Origin of the sequence: Cytobacillus sp. IB215316 (genome assembly GCF_033963865.1) — a bacterium.
GTDB classification, from domain to species: domain Bacteria; phylum Bacillota; class Bacilli; order Bacillales; family SM2101; genus Nanhaiella; species Nanhaiella sioensis.
The window spans coordinates 165,716-191,083 of sequence record NZ_JAXBMC010000003.1 but is presented as its reverse complement, the minus strand read 5'-3'; the positions used below and the strand labels follow the sequence as shown (position 1 = coordinate 191,083).

At 33.9% G+C, this 25,368-nt stretch carries 24 protein-coding genes; 4 read left to right on the top strand and 20 right to left on the bottom strand.

Annotation, left to right across the window (positions count from 1 at the left end; all coding sequences use genetic code 11):
- Positions 1–38: 38 nt before the first annotated feature.
- The 3 genes from SLH48_RS07980 to SLH48_RS22475 form a co-directional block, all read right to left on the bottom strand.
- Positions 39–902 carry an AraC family transcriptional regulator gene (locus tag SLH48_RS07980; protein WP_320257720.1) on the bottom strand — a complete coding sequence of 288 codons (864 nt, stop codon included), beginning with the start codon at positions 900–902 and terminating at the stop codon, positions 39–41.
- A 56-nt stretch (positions 903–958) separates the two neighbouring features.
- Positions 959–2,182: a PQQ-binding-like beta-propeller repeat protein gene (locus tag SLH48_RS07975; RefSeq protein ID WP_320257719.1), complete on the bottom strand. Its 1,224-nt coding sequence runs from the start codon at positions 2,180–2,182 to the stop codon at positions 959–961.
- Positions 2,183–2,777: 595 nt separating this feature from the next.
- Entirely contained in the window at positions 2,778–3,461 is a 684-nt protein-coding gene (locus tag SLH48_RS22475; RefSeq protein WP_413785403.1) for a hypothetical protein, read from the bottom strand.
- Between SLH48_RS22475 and SLH48_RS22470 the strand changes: the two genes are divergently transcribed.
- Positions 3,429–3,545, top strand: a complete 117-nt coding sequence (locus SLH48_RS22470) for a DUF2933 domain-containing protein (protein WP_410627399.1) — start codon at positions 3,429–3,431, stop codon at positions 3,543–3,545. The genes SLH48_RS22475 and SLH48_RS22470 overlap by 33 nt on opposite strands.
- Positions 3,546–4,264: 719 nt before the next feature.
- Here the strand turns inward: SLH48_RS22470 and SLH48_RS07965 are convergent.
- The 6 genes from SLH48_RS07965 to SLH48_RS07940 all read right to left on the bottom strand — a co-directional run bounded on the left by SLH48_RS07965 (position 4,265) and on the right by SLH48_RS07940 (position 9,144).
- The gene (locus SLH48_RS07965; protein ID WP_214481146.1) at positions 4,265–4,726 is read right to left on the bottom strand and encodes a GNAT family N-acetyltransferase; all 462 of its coding nucleotides are present in this window, start codon (positions 4,724–4,726) and stop codon (positions 4,265–4,267) included.
- A gap of 257 nt (positions 4,727–4,983) precedes the next feature.
- On the bottom strand, positions 4,984–5,433 hold the full coding sequence (locus SLH48_RS07960; RefSeq protein ID WP_320257718.1) for a carboxymuconolactone decarboxylase family protein: 450 nt from the start codon (positions 5,431–5,433) through the stop codon (positions 4,984–4,986).
- Between the two features lie 325 nt (positions 5,434–5,758).
- Positions 5,759–6,262 (bottom strand): RrF2 family transcriptional regulator, encoded by a 504-nt coding sequence (locus tag SLH48_RS07955; protein WP_214481148.1) that lies wholly within the window; start codon positions 6,260–6,262, stop codon positions 5,759–5,761.
- Positions 6,263–6,817: 555 nt separating this feature from the next.
- On the bottom strand, positions 6,818–7,219 hold the full coding sequence (locus SLH48_RS07950) for an NUDIX hydrolase (protein ID WP_320257717.1): 402 nt from the start codon (positions 7,217–7,219) through the stop codon (positions 6,818–6,820).
- A gap of 314 nt (positions 7,220–7,533) precedes the next feature.
- Entirely contained in the window at positions 7,534–8,142 is a 609-nt protein-coding gene (locus SLH48_RS07945) for an alpha/beta hydrolase (RefSeq protein ID WP_214481149.1), read from the bottom strand.
- Between the two features lie 18 nt (positions 8,143–8,160).
- On the bottom strand, positions 8,161–9,144 hold the full coding sequence (locus tag SLH48_RS07940) for a ring-cleaving dioxygenase (protein WP_320257716.1): 984 nt from the start codon (positions 9,142–9,144) through the stop codon (positions 8,161–8,163).
- A 666-nt stretch (positions 9,145–9,810) separates the two neighbouring features.
- Here SLH48_RS07940 and SLH48_RS07935 point away from each other — a divergent pair.
- Positions 9,811–10,656 carry an enoyl-CoA hydratase/isomerase family protein gene (locus tag SLH48_RS07935; RefSeq protein WP_320257715.1) on the top strand — a complete coding sequence of 282 codons (846 nt, stop codon included), beginning with the start codon at positions 9,811–9,813 and terminating at the stop codon, positions 10,654–10,656.
- A gap of 63 nt (positions 10,657–10,719) precedes the next feature.
- On the opposite strand, the gene SLH48_RS07930 is transcribed toward SLH48_RS07935, so the two are convergent.
- Both SLH48_RS07930 and SLH48_RS07925 read right to left on the bottom strand, forming a co-directional pair.
- A complete protein-coding gene (locus tag SLH48_RS07930; RefSeq protein WP_214481152.1) occupies positions 10,720–10,908 on the bottom strand; it encodes a hypothetical protein in 189 nt (62 codons plus the stop codon).
- 25 nt (positions 10,909–10,933) lie between these two features.
- On the bottom strand, positions 10,934–11,332 hold the full coding sequence (locus SLH48_RS07925) for an ArsI/CadI family heavy metal resistance metalloenzyme (protein WP_214481153.1): 399 nt from the start codon (positions 11,330–11,332) through the stop codon (positions 10,934–10,936).
- A 768-nt stretch (positions 11,333–12,100) separates the two neighbouring features.
- Here SLH48_RS07925 and SLH48_RS07920 point away from each other — a divergent pair.
- Positions 12,101–12,991 (top strand): alpha/beta hydrolase, encoded by an 891-nt coding sequence (locus SLH48_RS07920; protein WP_320257714.1) that lies wholly within the window; start codon positions 12,101–12,103, stop codon positions 12,989–12,991.
- A gap of 284 nt (positions 12,992–13,275) precedes the next feature.
- Here SLH48_RS07920 and SLH48_RS07915 read toward each other — a convergent pair whose 3' ends face one another.
- The 3 genes from SLH48_RS07915 to SLH48_RS07905 all read right to left on the bottom strand — a co-directional run bounded on the left by SLH48_RS07915 (position 13,276) and on the right by SLH48_RS07905 (position 14,717).
- A complete protein-coding gene (locus tag SLH48_RS07915) occupies positions 13,276–13,683 on the bottom strand; it encodes a hypothetical protein (RefSeq protein ID WP_320257713.1) in 408 nt (135 codons plus the stop codon).
- A 142-nt stretch (positions 13,684–13,825) separates the two neighbouring features.
- A complete protein-coding gene (locus SLH48_RS07910) occupies positions 13,826–14,404 on the bottom strand; it encodes an aldo/keto reductase (protein WP_320257712.1) in 579 nt (192 codons plus the stop codon).
- A complete protein-coding gene (locus SLH48_RS07905) occupies positions 14,397–14,717 on the bottom strand; it encodes an aldo/keto reductase (RefSeq protein WP_320257711.1) in 321 nt (106 codons plus the stop codon). The genes SLH48_RS07910 and SLH48_RS07905 overlap by 8 nt, the downstream gene beginning before the upstream one ends.
- A gap of 270 nt (positions 14,718–14,987) precedes the next feature.
- Between SLH48_RS07905 and SLH48_RS07900 the strand changes: the two genes are divergently transcribed.
- Complete coding sequence (locus SLH48_RS07900) at positions 14,988–16,394, top strand: PLP-dependent aminotransferase family protein (protein WP_320257710.1); 1,407 nt, start codon at positions 14,988–14,990, stop codon at positions 16,392–16,394.
- A gap of 181 nt (positions 16,395–16,575) precedes the next feature.
- Here SLH48_RS07900 and SLH48_RS07895 read toward each other — a convergent pair whose 3' ends face one another.
- The 6 genes from SLH48_RS07895 to SLH48_RS07870 form a co-directional block, all read right to left on the bottom strand.
- A complete protein-coding gene (locus SLH48_RS07895) occupies positions 16,576–17,775 on the bottom strand; it encodes a hypothetical protein (RefSeq protein WP_320257709.1) in 1,200 nt (399 codons plus the stop codon).
- Between the two features lie 16 nt (positions 17,776–17,791).
- The gene (locus SLH48_RS07890; RefSeq protein ID WP_320257708.1) at positions 17,792–18,625 is read right to left on the bottom strand and encodes a hypothetical protein; all 834 of its coding nucleotides are present in this window, start codon (positions 18,623–18,625) and stop codon (positions 17,792–17,794) included.
- Positions 18,622–19,311, bottom strand: coding sequence for an ABC transporter ATP-binding protein (locus SLH48_RS07885; RefSeq protein WP_320209647.1), 690 nt, complete (start codon positions 19,309–19,311; stop codon positions 18,622–18,624). Before SLH48_RS07885 ends, SLH48_RS07890 begins: the two co-directional genes overlap by 4 nt.
- Positions 19,312–19,918: 607 nt before the next feature.
- The gene (locus tag SLH48_RS07880) at positions 19,919–20,872 is read right to left on the bottom strand and encodes an NAD(P)-dependent alcohol dehydrogenase (protein ID WP_320257879.1); all 954 of its coding nucleotides are present in this window, start codon (positions 20,870–20,872) and stop codon (positions 19,919–19,921) included.
- A 267-nt stretch (positions 20,873–21,139) separates the two neighbouring features.
- Entirely contained in the window at positions 21,140–21,835 is a 696-nt protein-coding gene (locus SLH48_RS07875; RefSeq protein ID WP_320257707.1) for a DUF4386 domain-containing protein, read from the bottom strand.
- Positions 21,836–22,192: 357 nt separating this feature from the next.
- Positions 22,193–24,829: a LuxR C-terminal-related transcriptional regulator gene (locus SLH48_RS07870; RefSeq protein WP_320257706.1), complete on the bottom strand. Its 2,637-nt coding sequence runs from the start codon at positions 24,827–24,829 to the stop codon at positions 22,193–22,195.
- Positions 24,830–25,368: the final 539 nt, after the last annotated feature.

Below are 25,368 nucleotides of genomic sequence, written 5' to 3'. Positions count from 1 at the left end.
CAAATTCATAGTTTTATAGGTCTTTAGACAAAGTCCTATTATTTTCGCTGAGTCTCTTTTCTGTATATTGCAGGACTGACACCTACATGTAGCTTAAATAACTTTGAAAAATGAGCATAATCTTTGATGCCTACACCTTTACTAATTGAATTAATGGTTTCATCTGAATTAGTTAACATATGTTTCGCTTGAGAGAGTCGGTATTGAGTTAGGAATTGAATCGGTGTCACCCCGATTGTTCTTTTCATACACCGGGTTATATAATCTGGATGGTAGAGTAAATCTCTTGCTATATTATCTAAAGTAACCTGATCTTGAAAATGATTTTTTATATAAACGATCACTTGTTCTGTTAATTTCTCAGACGTATTCTGAACAGTCATTGCTTCTTTTTGTAACTGAACAAAAAATTCTTGAAAATATATTTGTTGGTATAAATATAATTCAGGATTTTGCAGGTCATTAGAAGCAATAATTCGATCCATCAACCTTTCCATATATTCTTTTTTTCGTATCTTAGCATATTGAGGAATTTTCAAAAGTAGGTTTGCTGGTTCTATATATGACGGGATGTTCTGTACGATGTTGGACCAATCAATTGATTCATTTACTTCTAAGTCATACTTTTTTTCATACTGAAAATGCAGCCATATAAACTGACTACCTTCTATACAGTCTTTATGTCCATAATGCTCCTCACCTGGAAGGATAATAAGATATTGCCCCTCATTTATTTCATATTGGACATCATTCGTAGTAATAAATATTTTTCCGTATTTTACATATAGTAAATCGAATACAGGAAATGTCCTTCTAAAATGACGATCTCCCTTGTTAAATACATATTGGTCCCCATTCACAAATAAAGGAAATGGGGGTATCGGAAACTTTATGATATTCATACTCCACTCCTGAAGTTTGTAGGTTGTGATAAGCTCATTATAAATGTCCGCACCTATTATTCAAGTGCATAAATGCAGCCATCAGTACTACCAAAATAGATTGATCCATTTTCAATGAAAGGGGTTGAAATGATTGACCCTAATGACATAATCGTATCATAAACTTTACTATATTCGTCAATATCCTTTGCATTTCGTAGTTGTTCATTAAGTTCTTCACCTAACTTACCTTCATCATCTAACCATTTTTCGAAGCCTTCCTTACTTGATTCGGTTTCGTATACCCATTGTTGTTCTCCTGTGTGTAAGTTAAGAGCATAAAACTTCCCGTTCATATTTCCAAAATATAAAGTATTATGTGCTATTATACTTGATCCGAACGTATTAATATGGAGGGGTAAATTCCACTTTTCTCGCCCGCTTTTAGCATCCATCGCAAACATTTTAGAATGGTCTGATGAAGCAAAAAAGACAAGCCCATCTTTCACAGTTGGTGTTGTAATAACCCAAGTTCCTGGTACTTTATAATTCCATTCACCTCTGCCTGTTTCAGCGTCTATCGCGTACAGGTTGAAATCACGACTACCAAAATAGACTGTCCCATTAGAAACAGATGCCGAACCTTGAATGTCGCCATTCGGAAACCATTTGTCTCCTATTGTCCTAAACACCCATTTTTCTTTCCCAGTTTGAATATGTAGTGCGTAAAAATAACCATCGTAGCTACCTATGAACAATGTTTGATTGTATATTGCCGGTGTTGCATGTACTACACCTCCAGTCTTATACCTCCAAATTTCTTCTCCTGTTAGAGCATGAACAGCATATATATGATGATCACCGCTACCAAAGTAGACGATTCCTTCACTTACTATAGGTGATGAAAGAAAGTAATCCCAGGGGTCGACCATAGCTTCCCCGTTTGTTTCAAAACGCCATAATAGCTCACCTGAATCAATTTGGACAGCATAAAGAAAGCCGTCAGTGCAAGTAAAGTATGCCAGCTCATTGGCAATACTAGCTGCAGAACGTATCGCTCCACCGCTTGGAAAACACCACTTTACTTCCCCATTTTTCTTATCAATTGCATAGAAATGCTTATCTTCACTTCCAATATATACAGTGTCATCAAAAACTATTGGAGAAGAATATATTTTTCCATCAGTTTGAAACTTCCACTTAACTCCCTTCAATGATTTTATTTCATTTTCCTGAAAGACTCCTGATAGCTGTATATCATTACGAAAATGAACTGACTGATTATCTCCTTTATTTTCCATGACACACCTCCACTTTTGAAAACATAAGCTTATTAGGAATTATTTTAGCTGTTTTCAATATGTATGGATATGTGAATGACCGAATCATTTTGTGTTATCTCGACCAACTTATATATCAGTTATCATCACTCGTTGTTTTCCTACAACGAATCAAAGCGAATAACAAAACTGTAGATCCACTCCACAAACACATGGTGATTGTGAATAAGCTGTTGATAGCTATTTGTTTTCGTAGCACCTTTTTTCTTTTGCAGCGATGGCTGTTGTGTATAACCTACTCTTTTTTACAGGATAAAAGGTTTAGAAGCATTTTACGTATTTTTTAAAACTAAAGAAGTGGGGATCAATGTTAGAGATATTTCTTAGCAAGGATTAAAGAAAAAAATGATAAAGGTTGTACATTTTCAGCTCGTTTTTAGAGTTATTGAAAAATATTAAAAGGACCTAAACGGAAGAATAATATTTCTATACACAAATGGAAGATATGAAGAAAGGATTGTCCAAAGGTTTATATCTATTGGGCAATCCCTTTTCATTTTAACTCGGCTAACCTTTTCAGTCAGCTTTTTTTATATAAGCTTTAATCTGATCATATTTAAACGGGTTTGTACAAATAAAAATTTTCTTGCTTTTTTTCTTCACTGTTTATAAGGATTTTTAACATATGCAATCCTTCATAATGCTTTCTAGTTGATAGATCCTTAAATGAATGGGTTCTCGTATAGGTTTTTGTATCTACAAATGTATTCTCTGTTATTTTAAACTTCTTTGCTGAAGTTTTGTTATTTGCTTTTACAAAGTGAATTTCATAGTCTACACGGAGTTTTTTTGGTCTTTTTGATGTATTTGTAATAGAGAAAGAAAATGTTAGATCATCACCTACAGTTAGCTTTTCGCATGATAAAGATAACTGATCGACTGTAATTCCTTCAGGAGTATCAAAGCCAAATAGAATTAAAGCTTCAGGGTCTCCTTGCTTCAAGAGTGTACGACAGCCATGTTTGATTATCCAATTAGTGTGAGAATCATGACCATACCACTCTTTGGCAATTTTTTTCACTATATGGGGATGATCTTTTGAAATATCATTTAAATTGTTCGCCACACTTCTCCTTACGTATTCAGATGAATCCCTTTTGAGATATTCAAGTATTGGCAAAATAGGTGTTGGATCAATTTTCAAATCTTTTAATGCTATATTCCATGGTAATCTTGGGCGGCACCCTTCACTTGCAAGTCGTCTAACATGATGATTATCATGCTTTGCCCACTGAAGCATTTGTTCCATCATTATTTTTGGGGAGGCAATAATAAATGGCCTTACAGCCCCCTCCGAGGTCGAGAACTTTGTAAAGTGTTCTAATGCTGCTATAGAAATATCCCAATGTTCAAGACCATATACTTCAACAAAATCAGGAAAGAATATATATTCAATCCCTCGACACCGTGGTGCAATGCTGTATAGTATAGCTAATGCCTCTTCATAAGAAGGAGGAAATGTTTCACGTAAACATATTGTAATATGTCTCATTCGCTGCTTTAATTCTTTTGAATCCCAGTCATCACAGTAAATAAGCTTCGTAAAATGATTTGAGTCAAACTGAGGATACGCTTCCTTAACAATATTAGCAAATTGAATAAAAAATGATTCGGTGTACATATTCTTTAATGGTTCTGCCACTGAAATTGCACTCCTTCTTTATTAATAGTCCTAGTCGTAAGTTTTGTTGTTATTTGTACAAAATACCTCCCGATATTCGTACGACAACAATACGAAAACTGTCTTATACAAAATAATGTGTTGTGCTATTAAATAAAAATTAGCATACAACTACGACAATTTACGTCGTAATTAATAAGAATCTTGTAAGTGTTGGAGAAGTTTCATTCCAGTGACTCTTTGTGTGTTCAAGTAATCTGACGAAACCATGATGATATATAGACATAAGAATATAAAAAAAGAATACCTAAATAAGAAGTATTCTTTGTAAAATAGATAATCAATTATTCTCTTTGTTGATATATACATCTTGCAATTGATTAATTAAACCGTCAGACAACATAACATCGTTTTATTGCAAGTTATTGTTGATACGAAGGTTTACGAACCTTTTGCATGAAGAATTCTGGATTATTAATATGTTCAAAACCATATTTCGTATATAACGAATGAGCATCTTTCGTCGCAAGCATAAATCTTCGAACATTTGTAAGTTCGGGATGATTGTTAACAATGTCCAATAACCATTTTGCTAAACCTAATTTTTGAAAATCCGGTAATATGAATACATCGCAAAGGTAAGCAAAAGATGAGAAGTCTGAAATTACTCTTGCAAAGCCAACTTGTGCACACCCCTCTGTTCCTACTTCCCCTTTATATACCCCAAAGCATAACGAACTATTTGCTATAGATTTTATGATGTTCTCCATCGGTATCCCTTTTGACCAGTATGCTTCTTCACTCAAATAACGATGAATAATATCTAAATTTAAGTACTCGTTATTCGTACATATAGAAAACTCTTTATTTCGCCACAAATCCATATCATAACCTCCTTTTAAACATATTAAATATTTATTATTATACTAATAATTAAATTTCAGAAAACAGTTAATATGTCAAAAAGTCAGATGTTTTTATGGATTAAACACAGTTTATGAGAAAACTAGAAATTCATGATTATTGAAAATGCTATAGGTCTCCCACTTCATTTTAACCCAAAAGTCCTACCTTTCTTTTACATTCGTCTGTCAGGTGGCGTTCATTTCCACCTGACTTGTTTCAAGTTCCTTGACTGTATTTACTGTTCATTTTTCATCGGCATCATACGTGTAGCAATAGCGATTCGATTCCATGCATTTATTGTAATAATGGACATAATTAGTTCTGAAATTTCCTTTTCTGAATAGAGATTCTTCACTCCATCATAAACAGCATCAGGTACGTGTTTTTCTGATACTAATGTAATAGATTCGGTTAGTGCTAACACCGCTCTTTCCTTGTCAGTATAAAAATCCGTTTCTCGCCATGCGTTTAAGGCATATATTCTTTCTTCTGATTCTCCATTTTTCCTAGCATCTCTCGTATGCATATCAATACAAAAAGCACACCCGTTAATTTGTGACGCACGGATTTTAATAAGCTCTAACATTTTTTTGTCAATTGAGGAATGAGATACATATCCTTCTAAGCCGAACATAACTTTATATGCTTCTGGATCAACGTCTCCCATAATAAATCTTGTCTTCATTAATGAACACTCCTTCTTCAGATATAATTAAGATAAGAGTTATCTGTAATAGAAACCAAAAAAATTTAGGTGAAGCCCCAACTACTATAACTAATATCGATTTTAATTGTTGATTGATCTAATTACGACGAACATGGTATTAGCTTTAGCTTTTATAGATAACCCTTATCTGGATTATACATATTATTTCTTATTTTTGTCAACTCCCAATTTGTAATTTATTTGTAGATTCAATCATTGTGTAAAAACACAAAAAAACCTAGTTAGTTTCATTATTGAACTAGGTGAGTTAAAATAGTGCGTCAATGGATTTCTCAGGTTTTAATTAAGGTTTTATATGCTCATCAAACCATTCTGCTGTTTTTTCAATCGTTTCAGCTGGTAATTCTTGATCCAATGTATCTTTTAACCATAAAAGAGTTTTACTTTTTAAATAATCCCGCATTTTATTTTCAGCTTCTAACATCGTTAGATTTATTCGACAAGGTATGTCTGAAGAACATTCGCCTTCGCTACATGGCTCGTTAAACATATTTTTGTCAACTATTCTCCTGCATTGAAATAATGGCTTCTCTCCCTCAATTGCCCTTACTACATCCCAAAAAGTAATATTTTCAGGTCGTTGCGTTAATACATATCCACCTTTCACGCCTGTACTTGAAGTAATAATATCAGCTTTTACTAATTTCGTGAAAATTTTGGATAAATATGTTTCTGATAGCCCTTGTATTTTTGCTAAATCTTTAATTCCTATGGGTCCAATATTTGAAGTGGAACATAAATAAACTAAGCTATGAAGCGCGTACTCAACACCTACGCTGTATTGCATTACCATTTCTCCTTTATACATAAAGCTGTTTTCAGTCATTATTGTTTTACGTAATAAAAACTAAACGTGATCCAACTAGAATTTTGTGACATCTCTTCTTCTAAAAAACCATGCTATCGCATAAAATCTCGTTTAGCATAAAGTTGTTGCTAGAGATATCAACAAAATTACGAAAAGATCAGTAGATAACAATTATCTATATTGTATAAATTCTTTTTACATGAAGTCAATATATAGCTTTCCAAAAGTTCATATAGCTAAATAATACGAGAAGTTGAGCAGAAAAGTTACTTGGCCAACAAAATTAAAAGAGTATAGCAAAAGCCAACACTTACTCTACACTATATACATTGGAATATTTTCCTATTTATTGCTACTTTTCGTACTATGAAAAATCTTCATATTACAAGCTTTAGTGGCATCTTCCATCATTTATAATGAGGTCTATTGGTTGTTATTCTAATTTAGTCTCAATAGAAACAAACATAATGAGCCTTATGTTAATATAACTTTTTTACCATATTCAGTATGAATGGTGTGAAATCCTCAACCCAGTTAACTGTGTATATAAAAAGGATGCTCCTTTTCATCTAAACATTTTTGAAGTTCATACTTAAAATCTTCACGCTGTATCATTTCCATTGCATCATGGCTACTATAGAAACCTACCTCTAAACTTTCATTACATATAGTTATTTGTCCTCCAACATGTCGAGCTATCCAAAAAGTATGACACATATTGCTCTTTATATCTTGTGAAATACCACAAAACTTCAATATCTCTATATCAATTCCCGTTTCTTCTTTAACTTCTCTTATTACACAGTTAGAAATCGATTCTTCATTTTCTACATGTCCACCAGGCAGTTCCCATCCTCTAGTAGGATCTTTTTTCAGAAGTATATTCCTTTCGTTATCTACGACAACTGCTCCACCTGTAATATAATACTTGGTCATTATATTCCTCATGCGTTTTTCCAAATTTAACTCAATCTCGTTTGAGCATGATTTCGTTCCATGAAAACGTTACAAACTGTATTATAAAAAAACTACATATCTTCTCTTCTGTCATATTTTTTATACCATTAAATCATTTTTTTCCTACACCTATTTGACCATCTTCAAGCTAAAAATCTCCTAATCTTACATAGTGAATCTACTGTACATACATAAAAAAAGCCCACTTCCGAAGAATATAGGCAATAACATTTTTATGAACGCTATGTGAAACCATAAAAATATGGCTGTTGAGTTTCATCAACAGCCTTCGTTTAAATAAAATTTTCCTCAAACCAAATTTTTGCGGCATTAAGCTCTTCCGTTCGAAGTTCATGCCCTCCTTCTGTCCAATACGCTGTAACTTGTCCATGTGATTCTTCAAGATTTCTAACAAGCTCTTTTGTTTCCTTAGTAGAAATTAATTGGTCATGTTTACCACCACTGATGAACACTGGTAGATTATTTAAATGAGGAAGTGTTATCCCGCGTCGTGGAACCATCGCATGAAATAATATACCGCCTCTTAACGCATTTTTATGATGGTACATAAGGCTCGCAGCAATGTTTGCACCATTTGAATAACCAACCGCAATTACATTATTTCGTTTAAAATCATATTCATTAGCGCTGTCATCGATAAATTTATTAAGCTCACTTGTGCGAAACACTAGATCCTTCTCATCAAATACTCCTTCTCGGAGTCTCGCGAAAAAACGTGCCATTCCGTTTTCATCCACATTCCCTCTTACACTCAATATAGATGCTCTAGGTTCAATGATTTCTGCAAGAGGTAATAAATCATTTTCATCTCCACCAGTCCCATGAAGGAGAAGTAATGTTGGTAAATCTGGTCGGCTTCCCTGTTTATATATATGTTTCAAGTTATCCCTCTCCTCTGTTTATTCCTTAGTATCAAGTGGCTTTAATTTCTTCTCAATAGATTCCCTTTGACCTTCAAAAAATGGTGGTAAAGCTAACTTTTCACCTAGAGTCTCAAAGTCCTCATCTGATTCAAATCCGGGTCCATCAGTTGCAAGTTCGAACAAAATCCCATTCGGTTCACGGAAGTATAAGGAGCCAAAATAGTATCGCTCAACGAATCCAGAGTTCGCCACTCTGCTCTCAGTCAACCGCTCCACCCATTTGGTTAATTCTTCTCGATCTTCAACACGGAAAGCCAAGTGATGAACACTTCCTCTTCCTGGTCTCTCAATTGGAAGATCACTTCGTTCTTCTAGGTGAACCTCACCACCAGTACCTCCTTCACCTGATTCGAAAACACGAATATTTGTATCCTGTTCCTTTGCATAGGAAGGAAAGCTTCGAGTTTCACGAAAGCCTAGAATATCTGTTAAAAATCTTGCAGTGGATTCAGCATGTGCTACAGTTAAAGTAATAGGACCTAACCCAACAATGCCATGCTCGACTGGTACTGGACTCTTATCCCACGGCTTCCCACCTTGAACGCCCTTATTATTTTCATCTGATACAAGAACCAGTCGTTGACCCTCAACATCACGAAAGCTTAATGTCGCTCTTCCAGTATGATGAGAGATTTCATCATGATCTACACCTAAATGTTCAAACCTCTCTTTCCAGTAGGTTAAGGAATCATCACTCTTAACACGTAATGCTGTTAAGGTAATACTATTGGTTCCTTTGTAAGTTCTTCCAGCATTAGGGATTTCAAAAAAAGTCAAATCTGTCCCTGGAGTTCCTCTTTCATCTGCATAAAATAAATGATAAATAGAAGTATCATCTTGGTTGATCGTTTTTTTTACTAAACGTAAACCAAGTGTTTTTGTATAAAAATTATAGTTTTCTTTTATATTAGCTGTTATGGCAGAAACATGATGGTTGCCTTTTAATGGTCTTAAACTCATGATGCTTCACTCCTTATAATTTTTCTTTTCTTTCATAAATAGTTTACACTAAAATTATCTCTAATTCAAGATATTTTAATTAAAGATATTAACAGTGATTTATTATATGCCCTTCCCATATTTAAATGCAGTATAATTTGTTATTCGTACATCCAGATAATACTTTTGTGATTTGCACCAAAATGTAAGTTTGTCATCACATAATCTTTAACAATTACTAACACTTTATGTACAAACCGTACTATTAATGGCATGTTTTTTAGAATATTACCTCTAAAAGGTCAGATACAAAATTTTTCAAGATATTTATTGCTACAAGGTATTGTCTTTTCTAAATATTGTAATATCCTTCCCTTCTATTATGCTTCTACAATGATGAAAGATTCTTTGTACATTACAAAATCTACTCAGTAAGCTACTTTTACATTAAATGATGTTTTTCTTCTAAGCAGTATACATGTATACCTTATGGGTTCAGATAAACCCCATCTTACTATCAAATATTCATAATTTTAGAGCTTTTAGGTATATGAAAAAAAGTCGTGCTATTGCCATTTATCAGTACTCTTAAAGAGCTTCATACATTGCATAATTCAAATAAAAAAATAATATTTTCTTTGATGAAAGAAAGACTAACTAAAGTAAATAAAAAAGGGAGGTAGCATTTTGAATACAACAAGTGTAACTGTGCAGAAAGGTGAGGGCTTTACAACTTTGCTCATAGATCATGGTGAAGTAAATTTACTTTCAAATGATCTAATTGTTGAATTGCAACAAATAATAAGTGAGTTAAATAAGGATGAGCATAATAAAGTGGTTATCTTCCGTTCAAACAATAAACATTTCTTCAGTGCTCACTTAGATGTGCTTGTTATAAATCGTAAAGAAGAAGGTATAACAGGAACGGAAAATTTTATGCAATTAATTGAGGACGTTAAGAACATGCGTGCAATTACGATTGCAATAGTTGACGGTGCAGCACGAGGTGGTGGAAATGAACTTGTTATGGCTTGCGATATAGTATATGGAACTGAAAATGCAGTGTTCGCTCAACCCGAGTTAAGTACAAACATACCTCCAGGTGGACAAGGAAGCGTACAAGCTGCACGACGATTAGGCCGTACAAGAGCTTTAGAATTCCTCTTGACGAGTGCAGATATGGATGCTCCTACTGCCGAGCGTTTTGGTCTAATTACACGTCATATTCCATCAGATTCTATTGAAGAAATGCTACAACAAGTTGTACCTCCATTAACTTTCCTTGATCATCGCAATATAGACATGATAAAGGATATTGTTGATTTAGCACTTAAAGATGAACAAGCAGCCATCGACCTTGAACGCAAAATGTTTATCGAACGTGCTGGTGAAGATAAAACACAATATTTGATAGGCAAAGTATTAAAACATGGCGCACAAACATCTCGAGAAATTCACATTTCAGAGCTATTGGCTGATGTTGCCGCTGACGTTATGCATGATTTAGCCCAAATGAATCAAGGAAGCCAATAAAATTATGAAACAAAACTGCCAAAGATCAGGCTTTTCAACTGATCTTTGGCAGTTTCAATATAGTTAGCTTATGCAGCAAGGTACAGGTTGTTGTTTTCGAAATAATTTTCTAGTTAATTTAGAATAGAGGGATTTGATTGAGATAGACATCTTTGATCGATAAAAGGGCTCATATTTCCATGCCTCTCTGTTAATCAAATCCAGTTTGCGCATTTGTTCTTTCATCATTTGTTCATACTCATAATCATTCATAAGTATTTCTCCCTCCCTTTTCATATTAAGCACAGCAATTATTATTAATAGTGTCTTCCTCAGTGTCTTCTTTGGTGAAAAAGAATTCCCATTCATGGCCATCTGGGTCAGTGATCCAAAATTTATCTTGCCTAGCGTAACAACATGTTGTATCTTTCTCATCTCTAGAGAAGAACCCTTGAGTTTCCAATCTTTCTTTATGCTTTATTAACTCTTCTGGTCTAGACACTTGAAAGCCGAAATGATTAATGTGATTTCCTACTACACTATCTACAGGCCTTAATGTGAAATTTAATCCTGGCTCTTCTAGCAAGAATTTCGCATAGTTAGGTTTGACCTTTGCTGGGTTTGTTCCGAATAACTTCGCATAAAAATCAATCGAAGCGTCTAAATTTGTTACATTTAAACCAACATGAATTTTCATACTTTGTTACCTCCTAATGAATAATATATATCAACTTTTTTTGATGTATAGATCAAAAAAAGTGAACAACAAGTAGAACGAATCTGACAACTTAAATTTAAAGATAATAAATTTCTATTTCTTGTTTGGTTATGTCAGCATTTTAAAAAAATGTTACACAAAATCTCAAGTGTTTAAATTGTTCATGAAATGAACATCCATTCGTTTCTTGCTCAAATGTTTCTTCATTTCTTTATAAATCAAAATTATTTGATTAATTAATACTATATCCCACGTGAAAATATATTGCAAGTTATATATCAAAAAAAATTGATATATTTTTAATATTGAACTAATTATGTATTTTTTATCCTATAACCCAGTGATTATATCTATTTCCTTGAGTGAATCATAAATACCAATGTAATTAATTGTTCTGTTTACATATCTCCTATTGAATACTGTATTATGCACAATAATGCCTTTGTAAGTAAAGGCTGTTTTCGCATGTATAGTTGTTGTTCTTACTAATAACTATACATGGATACAACTATTGTTTCGGGGCATCTTCTCTTCTATATATGATGACAATGACATAAGACTTCTTTTTTATTTTGGTAATTTTATAAATAACAACAACGTTTACGAAAAGGGTCAATGTAAAAACACATTAACAACCCTGACAAGTATATGTCAGAGTTGCTTTGCTATAATCAATTTTGAATTAGTAAGTCTACAGTAATCACTCTTAATAAAGGAATATTGAAACAGCTTAGGAGGGAAGCAAAATTGATTGAACAATTATTCACGCTAAAGAATAGGGTCAATATCAATGTCAGATATTCAATTCCTGGAGGAGAAACGATTCTTTTTTTACATTTTAGCTCTGGGAATTCCCATATGTGGGATAGCCTTATCCCACATTTTACAAATCATTATAATTTAATTGTTCCAGATATAAGAGATCATGGGAAGTCAGATAGTCCGAAAGAGGGTTACCATATTGATGATATGGCAGAAGATATGTATTTGTTATTAAAAGAATTAGGGGTTAAGAGGTGTCATATTGTAGGCAGCTCATTAGGTGCAGAAATTGCTTTAAGCTTTGCTTCATCATATCCGGACATGGTCAAATCAATTATATGTGAAGGGGCTTTATACAATGAATTTGGACCTTATGGCTTAATAAATGATAGTGAAGAAATAATAACAGAAACAATTGACAAAAGACGTATAGATTTAATGAATTTTACAAGACCAGCTTTCAACACAAAGGATGATTTCGTTAATGCAATGAAAGATGACTTTAAAAAACAAGGTATATGGAACGAACATTTCTTAAATTTTGTTAAACATAATATGTCAAAAACTGAAGACGGGTACTTTACTAACTGTTTTCCACTGCTCGCAAGACAGGAATATATTCAACATTATTGGGATGTTAAGTTTGAAGAATATTATAAGAAAGTTAAATGCCCTATTCTCATGTTACCGAGTGATGATGAGTGGCACAACTTAACGGCTAGAGAAATAATGATAAAATTTTCTACATTAGTAGAAAAAAGTGAAATTAAGCATATTGAAGGGTCTAAGCACGCCTATATGTGGATGCAGTTCCCAAAGTTAATGAGCACTGTCGTTCATGATTATTTAAAAAGAAAAGTGCTATCAATAGATTAATAAGTTTTAACTTAGTTGTCAGGTAAACTAATCTCAATTTTTTCTATAGTAGAATTTCCTAACAAGCTATTTTACTTGGGCTACCATATGAGATTATCAAAAAATAAACCACCTACATTTCTAAACAAGGCTGTTCTCGCATTAATTCTTGCTTTTCGTCATAAGCTGCTTTCGTTTAGATTGTTGTTTTTCGTGCGAAGAAATATACATGTATACAACTAATATTCGGGGCATTTTGTCTTGTATAAAACGACAGTTTTATCTTCTATATTACGAAAAGAGCCTTAAACAAGCTTTGTTAATGCTATAGTAGGTGGATATTTTGACAACACTTCTATTACATCATTTGGTGTAAGAAATACGTAATGGCTAATATTAATAGTGTCGTATAAACCACCATTCTCTTCAAGAAACCAACTTAAATATTCCGAATCACCTAATTTGAATAGAGACCACTCACTATAAAATCTTTCGTCATAATTGTTATATAGTGAATATAGCATTTTAATTAATGAGCCTTCTTCAGTATTTGAATAAGACAATACACCTACATCAAATGTCATCGTTATCTCTGTCTCGTCATATTCATCAATAAATGTTAACGTCAGTCCTTCCTTATTATCTATAAGTGCCGAATTATATATTTTTGAAGGAATTCCTTCAATTGGTACCCACCTTTCCCACACTGCCATGTTACATTTCCCCTCAACCTAGTATTCTTTCAATTTTGTTAAATTCACAAAATTAGTAAGCAAACATTTTCAATAATAGCTTGAATCAACAAGATAAACTATAAAAATTAAAGAGCAATATAAAGCTATCAAATAAGAATGTCTACCATGGTAACGGCTGATTTTGCAATTCCTTTTCCCAAAACCGTTGTATTTGTTTGACCATATCTATTGACATTGCCTTTTCTGTAGCTGAATTATTTTCATATAGCTGTTGAATATTTTTCGTTCCTGGAATAACCGTCGAGACTTCCTGACAAGCTAAAATATACCGTAAAGCAGTTTGCGCCATCGTTGACCCATCGTTTGTAAGATAACGTAGCTTAGACAATAATTTTGCTCTTGTTTCAATTTGTTCTTTCGACCAACGACTACGCACACCTTCAAATGTACTATGTGCATTATATTTACCAGAAAGCCAACCAGAATCTAGCGGGACTTTAATAATAAGGCCAACACCCTTATCTTTTGCTAATTGAAATGCTTTAGCAGGCTCCTGATGGAAGATGTTATACATGACTTCAATCACTTGACTATTTGTGCTTTCTAGTAATTCGAATAATTCAACACTTGAATCCACCGAAGCACCATATGCACGAATTTTTCCTTCTTCTTTTAAACGCTCTAGTAATTCATAATGAGGACTTTCTCCATTAAGAAATTGAACCGGAGGATTATGCAATAATATCGAATCGACGTAATAAGCTCACATCAAAATTTTGAGTATTGTTTGAATGATGGCCAAATTTTGTATTAATAATCACTTGGTCTCTTTTACTAACTAATGCTTTTCCTAACAGCTCTTCACTTTTTCCTAATCCATAGTTAGGTGCCGTATCAAAGAAATTACAGCCTTGATTAATAGCTTCATGAACTAGCTTAATTGCTTGGTCATCATTCATTCCTCCCCAATCCTTCCTATTTCCAAGTTGCCATGAGCCAAACCCAACTTCCGATACACGAATACCTGTATTACCTAATGGTCTATATTTCATAACAAACTCCCCTTCTAATTTATTAACAAGTTGTACTTCATATCATAAGTTTGAATAACATGCACAATTACAATAATTAGTTGACCATACATTATGTTGAATGATTCCTATGTACGTTATAAAAATTCATCTTGATTATTTACATTTGTTTTCAATAAAGTTCAACTAACTCCTATCGCTTGTTATTCATATTTAACCATAGATTGATATAATTAAAAGTATCAGTTTTCATAAAATGAATGGTACCAGGAATAAATGGAGGAATTCACATTGATTGAATTAACACCCATATTAAATACTAAGAGTGAAAAACCTATTTATATTCAATTGACTAACTATATTAAAAAAGAAATCATAGCCGGAAGTATTCGACCAAAAGAAAAGCTCCCGTCTAAACGAAAGTTATCACAACATCTAGGTATTAGCCTTAACACCATTCAGGCCTCATACGATCAGTTATGTGCTGAGGGCTATGTAAGAAGCATACAAAGAAAAGGATACTTTGTAACGGATTTAGATAACAGCATATTTTTATCTCATCATCATCCTCACCCACTACAAACCAATAATAGGAAAGTAGAAAGTACAAACATTAAAGTCGATTACAACCTCGGAAGAGTAGATTTAGAAAAGTTCCCGTATACATTATGGAGAAAGTTAACTATCCAGTCATTATATGAAGACCAAGGAGAACTTTTTAATTTTGGGCACCCGCAAGGAGAAATATCACTTCGAGAGCTTATCGTAAAACATCTTTTTGCATCCAGAGGCGTTAGATGTTCCGCGGACCAAGTAGTGATTGGAGCTGGCACACAGCAATTAATAAGTCAATTATGCACAATAATAGGAATAAACCATGTATTTGCATTCGAAAATCCTGGATTTAATGGAACAATGGCTGTTATAAAAAATCAAGTAAATAAGACAGCTGCAATTCCTGTTGATGAAGACGGAATTAATATGCAATCGCTAAGACAAAGCGGAGCGAGTGTTGTTTACGTTACTCCATCCCATCAGTTTCCGCTTGGAATGGTTATGCCTATTTCACGCAGGATTGATTTATTAAAATGGGCTCATGAAAACAAGGCCTATATCATTGAGGATGACTATGATGGTGAATTTCGATACAAAGGAAAAACAATTCCATCATTACAAGGACTCGATAAGTATGACAATGTAATATATTTAGGAAGTTTTTCAAAATCGTTAATTCCATCTATTCGTATAAGCTATATGATATTACCTCCACATCTAATAGAACGGTATAAAGAGTATTTCTCTATTTATAAACAAGCAGCTTCAAGGTTACATCAAGATACATTATTTCGATTTATGAAAGAAGGGTATTGGGACAGTCACTTAAATAAAATGAGAACATTATACCGGAAGAAACAAAATACGTTAATAACATCTATTACTAATGATTTTGGGAATCAAGTAAATATCATTGGCGAAAAATCAGGGTTACATATTATTCTAGAAGTTAGTAACGAAATGGTAGAGGAAGAGCTAGTTACTTCAGCTCTAGAGGTTGGTGTAAAAGTATATCCTTTATCAACATATTACGACGAATCTACAAAGCATGAAGAGTCTAAAGTAATACTAGGTTATGGAGGCTTATCTGAAGCTGAGATTATAGAAGGTATCAAATTGTTAAAAGGTGCGTGGAAACTTTAAATACATATAAGTACATTCCCTTCTTGATCTTTGGTTGTTTTCGCTTAGTTTTCCAACTAAGAAATTACTGTTTCGCTCATTAATCTCTACTAAGAATATTATTTTGTTAAGATAAAATCTCTCATCAATGTAATAAAGACAAGCAGCCCCAAATAATCCATTATTGGGCTGCTTTAAATCATTAACTTAAACTTTGAATACCCAATTGATCATACTTTTCACTTGTAAGTTCTCCTTCATATAATAATTCCCCTGAGGATAAATCACTAACATAAAGGGCATAACCATTAGTTGTTGAGTGGAGTATATTTATTTTTCCATTTATTAACTGATATTTTATATCATAACCAGTTTGTTCATTAAGAAAATCGAAAGTTATTTTATCGCCCCATTCTTCCTTTTCTATATCATACATAATGACTCCAAATTCATCTTCTTGTTGAGATGGAAAGAATAGCGTTGAACCAACAATTGTAGATGAATTAGAAGATATTAACATTTCATCTGGTATAGTCAATGATTTGGATTGATTTGTCTCTATGTTGTATATAACAAGTTCATTAGGATTTGAACCTGAACCATCGTCATATTGTACCGTCTCACCATTTTCACTATAAATCGTAGCATCTGCTTTCATTAAAAGATATTTTTGAGGTTCAACAGATTTTAAATCATTCATTATCGTTATGGTTGCATAGAAATTGGTTATTGTACTTGGTATAATCGGTGTAGAAAGTAGTAATTCACTATTCATGAACTCTTGCTCATCTATATCAAACGTGTAAACCGTTAAATCCTCTCCTCCATCTTTCCGCTGACCACTTGCAAAGACCTTAGCTATGCCATTAATTAATTGAACCTCTCTTACGTCTAGGAAATCATAACTTTCTTTGTTTGGTAACTTCAACTGGATTGAGGTAACTTCTTCAGATTTTTTAATAAGAATATCAATATTAAATGAAATATTGGATCGAGATTGATAATCCCAAATATCACCGACATAAACTAGTACGTTATCATCTTCATAATAGTGATTTAAGTTAATTGAATTTTTACTACGCATAAAATTGTTGTACTGTTCTCTCCATTCCAAAATAATGGGGTGTATCCAGCTCTCTGACAATTGTTCAAGCAGAGACGGCGTGTTATTTCGATTAATTGTATTCTTATTTGTAATTTGCAAGTTGTGATATTCACGCGTTTCTTTTGTATAACCGCCTGCCAATATTTCTATATTTTTTACTGCATCCTCATTTCCACTTACTTTTTTCCATTCAAGTAGTTTATTTTCTGTTGCAGCTATACTAGATTGCAGATAAAAAGTTCCTATTATTATTACAGTAACAATACAAAGCAAAATTGTTTTTCCAAATCGTTTCATTAGTTTTGGCCTCCTATCAAACCATAATTTTTTTCTTTAAAAGGAAATGTCCGATCAAAATACTTCCAACTAAGATAATTCCTCCAATTCCTAGTTCCACAAAAAATAGTTCCTTGAGATACAAATAATCGTTTAAAACAAGTTTATTTATTAATAAAGGAGCCAACAAAATGAAAAGACATAAACCACTATAGATAATGCCATAGAACACCCCTTTTAAATGATAAGATCGTTCAAACAAAATAACGGTAAAAGCAATAAATACAAATGTCATGCCACTTCCGTAATAAAGTAGAAATTCAGTGAAAGTTGTTGGAATTAAATTTTTTAGTAATGTGTCTTGAGTTGTAATTTCAATGAAAGTTAAATCGGTACGAAACTCATGAGGGACCATCCATTGGAAAACTTGACCTTCAATGAGTAACAATAATAACTGGAAGGCTACGAGACCTAATATTAATAGTAGAATCGTTGTCGCCTTTGCTAAATAAAGATTAATACGTGCAGTTGGTAACGCTAATAAACGATAACTAAATGTATTTTTACCGAACCAATCACGGTACCATATAAAAAACACACATAGTATTAACGTAACGATAGCAAATAATATCGGTGCCTTAAAAAATAGCGTTTCTGAAATATTTAGAAAGGACATCGTTCCATTCTCTTGCAAAAACACATCCATTGGAATGAAATTTCCATATATTTGTTCATTAGCTCGATTTACATACCTTCTTGATTGAAAAATGACCCCGACCATTTGTGAAAAGAACGTTAGCCCCATTAATACAACATATAATTTTATAAAACGATTAAACTCAAAATCAATTAACTTCATATAACGTTTCATACTAAATACACCTCTCTCATCACATCGATGATTGATTTCCCGTGGCTCTTTCTCACTTCTTCTGTATCGAACTCTTTTAAAACTTCTCCATTTTCTAGTAAAACAACTTTATCTATTAAATGATCAATATCGTTTATTTCATGTGTGGTGATGATGACGCCACGATCTTTTATTAATTCACTAGTAAACACATTTGCAATTTCTTCACGACTAAACACATCAATACCTGAAAAAGGCTCGTCCATTAGGATATACTCAACATCCATCGCTAATCCTAGTAGAAGATTCATTTTTGCTGTATTTCCTTTCGATAAATCTGAGATTCTGTCAGCTTCATTTAATTTAAAGAATTGAAGCAGCTCTGTGGCACGTTGTTGATTCCAGCAATCGTAAAAATCAGCCATGAATGTAAAGGCTTCATGTATTTTCATATGTGGTAACATCGTTATTGAATCTGGAATAAAGGTGATTTTCTCATAGCTCCCTTTATGGAGCCTTTCACCATCAATGAGGATTTCACCACTATCTATAGGCATTAATCCCATAATCGATTTCATAATGGTAGTTTTACCTACACCATTAATACCAATTAAACAAGTAACCTCCCCTTTTTTAGCAGTAAAAGACACATCCTTTAATACACGCTTTCTACCATATTTTTTTATGACATTTTTCACTTCAATCATAAGGATACCTCCAATTCATTTTCTCTTATAACAGACCCATGTTATATTTAGGACCTAGATGTCTCTATTGTAGGAAGGTTGATACATTCTTTTTAAATTTCTATATTGCAAAATATCAACCGACCATTTATTTGATACTAATATTACTAAGTGATTCTTAAGAACCCCGATACATAATAGTGAAGAATTTCTTAAGTCTTTACTAATAATTAGTTATTAGCATTCATTACTTGGCATTTTAAGGGCTGTGAAACGAGGTGAAATAGTAGAAGAAGAAAACGATATTGCTAAAACGAGTAGCTCGATCAACAATAGCTATGTAGTATACGTGCTCCAAGTCATAAAAATGACGCCTTCTTTTGGAAAGAGGCGCCATTTTAATAAACTATCCTTATTTTTCTCTTTAAATTAACTAACAAATTTTTTATCAATATATACTTGTCATTGTCTTTTTCACTTAAAGTAGCATGTTCATCATATTTATTCCTGATCAACTGGCTTTTAAAACAGTGCGGTAAGTCAAATTTGAATTAGCTGCTATAAAAGGTCAGTTCTAGCTTCAGTTATTGGGGTAGTATGGTTATTAAACATCCTTATTCGCAAAATATTATACAGTTATGACTACATTCCCCTTTTTGTGACCTTGATCTACGTATTTATGTGCTTCAACAATCTCTTCTAATGGATAATTTCTGTCTATGACTGCCTTAACATGTCCTGCTTCAATTAACTCGTTGAGTTTAATAAGATACTGTGGATGTATCTTTAAAAATCCATCATCTACTGACACGTATTTTCCATTATTACTAAGTGCTGTTTCACATTGCCTTTTTAGTTTCGAGCTTTTGTTTTTTCCAACAGCATCAAGGATAAAATCATAAAGTTCTAATTGGTTTAATGAATCCTCTTTAGTGTAATCGATTACTTTGTCTGCACCTAGAGATTTCACTAATTCTCTATTTGTTGAGCTGCATACCGCAGTGACTTCAGCACCTAATTGTTTTGCTAATTGCACCGCAGTCGTCCCTATTGCTCCTGAAGCGCCATAAATAAGCACTTTCTTTCCATCTTGGATATCACCATCTTGCATAAAGTGCATTGCCAGAGCACCACCATAAACTATCGCTGCCGCTTCTTTATGACTTATATTTTTCGGTTTTAGCACCAATTCCCCTTGCTCAATTTCTTTCGCAGATACACATTTGTACTCAGCATATGTTCCACGGCTATTACCTGTAAATCCATATACTTGATCACCTTTATTGAATAGCTCAACATCGTTACCTACTGATTCTACGACCCCTGAGAATACGAGTCCGATTATAGGATTTCTTGGTTTTGAAAACCCAAGAAATATTCTCATCATCAGTTCCATGATTTGCTTTTTAGGAAAGCTAGGGTTGCCAGGCATGTTAAAACCTCTAATTACACAATCACTTGCAGTTACTGCAGTTGCGTGTATTTTCACGAGTACTTCATTGTTTTTTGGAATCGGTTTTTCCACTTCTTTAAGCTGAAGAACTTCAGGTGGACCGTATTTAATGCATGTAATCGCTTTTATTAGTATCTCCTCCTTACAATTATCATCACTGCTTATCAACCTATTTCTTCCGTTCAGATAATGCTTTTTGTACTAGGTTGTTTTCGTACTAAAAAAATATACACATCGGTATCTTCAAAAATCATATAGTACATCTCAGTTACTCGAGTTTTAGTGAAAGAGCAACAAATTTCTAAAAGAAGCTTATTTAAAGCAATTAGGTCGAAATAAACTCACGTCAAGCTTTTCATATATTACCTATCGTTCATATGAAATGATAATTGGCATTTATTTGCTGTGCTTAGCAGTCAGCAACTCATCAAGTGCCGCTAGGTTGAATCCCTTGATAATCAACCAAAGTGCCATTACCATCTCTTGTACACCCAACGGAGCATACAACATTTCTAAGTTAAGGCTTAGCCCAAATAACTTTAATAAGTCGACAGCCAGATAGATAACCGCTCCGATCAAACCCCAGACGGTCAACCAACGAGGGATAAGTTTGGTGAGATAGAAGAGGGTGTACAGCAGCATTGCCCCGATGATAAAAACAATAGTCGTAACGGGACTCATGATGTCATTTGCCTGAAGCAGGACATTACCAATTACCTGTAAAGATGCCTCCTCTGCTCCAGCCGCTGTGAATTCTTTGCTGAACACGCCTAGCAGGAGCCAACTGACTACAGCTAGGATATATACACTTCCCTCTAATGGTCCTCGGAAAACGACCATTCCTAGTGCCAGGGCTTCATTCTTTTTTTTGAAGAGTGGGTATAAGAACACAGGCATCGCCGCTAAAGAAAGTCCCATCATGAGAATAAAAAATGCGCCTAGGTTAAGCTGATAAGGATTGGCAGCAATTTTGCTTAAAAAATCCTCCCCAGCAAGTAGATCACCTGTAACTAACTTACTTAAAATTCCTGATGCTGTTCCGATAATGTAGAGGACACCCACGATCACTGCAGTCATTCTGTATGTTTTCATTAATTTGTTCTCCTTTCATCTTTTGTTAAATTAGCTATTATTTTTACCTACTCATTTAACGACTCAAGAGAATACAAGACGACTACCGGCTGTCTAGGTTATGAAAAACCTACAAATAGCCTCTTCATTAGTTCTATTAGTTCCTTTTTGTGAACTGAGGTTGGCAGTTTACAAAATTTCCATATCTTCCTCAATTATGATGTTATCTTCCTTATGAACATTTTTCTCAGTTATTTAAAGCAGAGTCTTAGAAGCCTGTATGTTATTTTACTTCCATTTTTTTTAAATCCATAGACACTTTAGTGTTGTTTTTCAATATGTAGGTGTAAGATATTTAAGCGACAAGCGAATAGGATTCTACAGCAACCCCATCTCACGTGCTTTGGCTACAGCCTCAGTGCGTCTTCTAACCTGAAGCTTTTCAAAAATCCTTCGATTATGTCCTTTCACAGTGTCTAATGCTATGAATAGTTTTTTACTAATTTCTTTGTTTGAAAACCCCTGCCCTATTAGCTGTAAAACCTCAAGCTCACGTTCGCTTAAAGCATCAAATAGGAGCTGGGGTTGAGTCATATTTTGTTGTGCTACATAATCAAGTTTGAATGCTTGTAGTAAAAGGTCTATATACTCTGGCATAATTCCATTAGCATATGCTTTAATCAATAATTGTTCCATATGCTCCCCTTCATCAAGGAAAGTTCGAACAAAGCGACCAGAGCTTGCTTCTAATAGATGGTCTGTTAACAATTGTAATGCTTCGTCTGTTTCACCATCTAAATAAGAAACTACTGCCTGTAAAACCTTCAACTTCAACATTTTTTCTCTCATGCCATTTTGCTTTACCTCTTGGTAGTAAGTGTGTAACTCATGCTGAGCTTTAGCGATGTCTCCTTGAGAAAGATATACTCTTGCCTGACTATGGGGGAGTTTGTATGTTTCAGCTAATTTACGTGCAGCATGAACCTTTCCCTGATTTAACAATAAAAGTACCTCTGTCTCACTGACTTCTGACATCCGATCTTCTAAGTCATACTGAAAAGCAAACTGTTTTATTTCATTTAAGATGCTAGTTGCGCTCTCAAGATCCTTTTTCGCAAGCAATGTTTGGACATATAGAAGGTTACACGTAATGATTTGATTGTAATTTTCTATATATTTCGCTAGTTGTTTACTTTTCTCTATATATTCAATGGCTACATCTAAATCGTTCCATTCGTAATAAATACGGGCTAAACCAATATATACAGGATACAAATATGATGACGGCGTTTCATCCTTCATTTTTAGAGCTTGCTCGTATGTTTTACATGCTTGCATGAGCAGGTTTTCTTTTACTTGTAAGTTCCCTAGCGCGATTGTGGATAATATTTCAATTATTCTATTTCCAGACGCATTACTAGTAGCAATAGCTTCTGAATATGCTTGTTTCGCTTTGGTATTGTCACCTTGTAGTTCATAGGCTATACCTAGCTTCCAAGTAGTTGCAGTTCGCACCGCTAAATTACTTGGGCTTAGATTCTCTAGTGCAATAAGAGACTCGGAAATAATCCCGTCCACATTATTTTGGGCTGTAGCTAGCAGCGCACGTATGGCAGCAATATGCCCTATAAGGTTCCGAGTTTTCATATTTTTCTCAAGTCCATGCAAGGCCCTTTCAGCAGCGAGTAATTTGGGTTCAACCTCATTATATTGAGCAGACATAGAGAGTACTGAAGCATATATAACCCATAATGTAGGATGAGCATCCAATGTGTCTGTTGTTAATGTTTCAAGCCATTTCATAACAGGGACAACAGCTCCACGAAAGTGAAGGGGGATCCCATTTCCCAACAATATACGTTCAGCTCGTTCTACATCACCAGCAGCTGTAGCATGTTGAAATGCCTCAATCTCGTAGTTATTTTTTTCATACCAAATACTTGCGCGTATATGTAATTGCGCAATATCTATGCCATTGCTCACTAAGGTATCATCACTGCTATGCAACAATTTTTGTTTTAACAACTCTGCAAATAGGTGGTGATACCGATACCAGCGACGCTCATTATCCAAAGGAATAATAAACAGATTCGATTTTTCTATAAACTCAAGTGATTGCTGCCCTTTAAGAAATGTATCTTGCATGATTGCATCACATAATGAGCCACATAAACGATCTAAAATTGATGTTTGCAATAAAAAATTCTGGATATATACTGACTGTTGTTTAAGAACCTCTTCTACTAAATAGTCCACTATGAAAGAGTGATTTCCTGTAAATGATTTTATAAAGCTTGATGGGTCATCATGTCCGCCCATGGAAATCCCAGCCAATTGAAGGCCAGTAATCCATCCCTCCGTTTTCGTTACTAGGTTATCGATATTGTTTTTTGACAGCTTCAAATTCATCACTTGATTAAGGAAGCTAGCAGCTTCAGAGCTGGTAAAACGTAAGTCTGAGTTGCGTATTTCCGTCAGCTGATCTTTTGCTCGTAAACGTGCCAAAGGAAGTTTAGGGTCTTCACGAGTTGTAATTACTAAATGCATCTGTGGAGGCATGTTTTCTAAAAAGAATGTCATAGCTTCGTTTATAGGTTGTGTATGGATCGTATGATAGTCATCAAGTACGAGAATAAAATTATATGGAATTAAAGTGATTTCATTGAGAAGAGAAGTTAAGATATCCTCCAATTTGGGTGGCTGGGGAGATCCGAGTAAACTCAAAAGTTCATCACCTAGATCTTCCTCTATTGTCTGTATTGCCGCAATAATATAAGAGAGAAAAGAGTGAGGATTATTATCTCCCTCTTCTAACGACAGCCAAGCTACAGCACAATTACAGTTGGCAAGCCATTCGCTCACTAATGTCGTTTTCCCAAAACCTGCATGAGCTGATATGAGAGTCAAATGCCGATACATCCCATCGTTTAGCTGCTTAATTAAACGGTCTCGTATAACTAACTCTCGCCTCATTATTGGGATATTGAGTTTCGTAGATAAGATGGAATTAGTCATTATTAACTCCCTTCTATTATCACACTTGTTTTAGATTTTACCTTCCCAAGCAGTTAAACATAGTAGTGAAAAAAATCTTATAAGCAAATCAAGCTTAAATATCTGTTAATCATATGGAGACTCTACTATATATGATCCTGGGGAAACACCTTTTCTATATCGACAGCTTATTAACATGGCTATATTCGGTTGTTTACCTACAAAGTTAAAAACAAATACACACTAAAATTTGTGGTAGCTTTTATTTTCTAAAACGATGACAAACGTTAAAACCTCATGTTTCGCTTCAAATTTGGTAACAATAGCATGATCCATTGGTCGTGCTCCTGGCTCCCCACTTATTCATTTCTAGAACAAGAATTTATCGACTCAATAATCATTATGGATTAAGGTTAGTTGTCACATAAGCCATGTAAAAATATAGGTTTAGAAATCTTAAGAAATTCTTCATATATATATTAATAATTATCTAGTATTATTAGTAGCTAGAGCTATTAATGAAAAATCAAGGTCGTATAACCTGTATGCTAATGATAAGA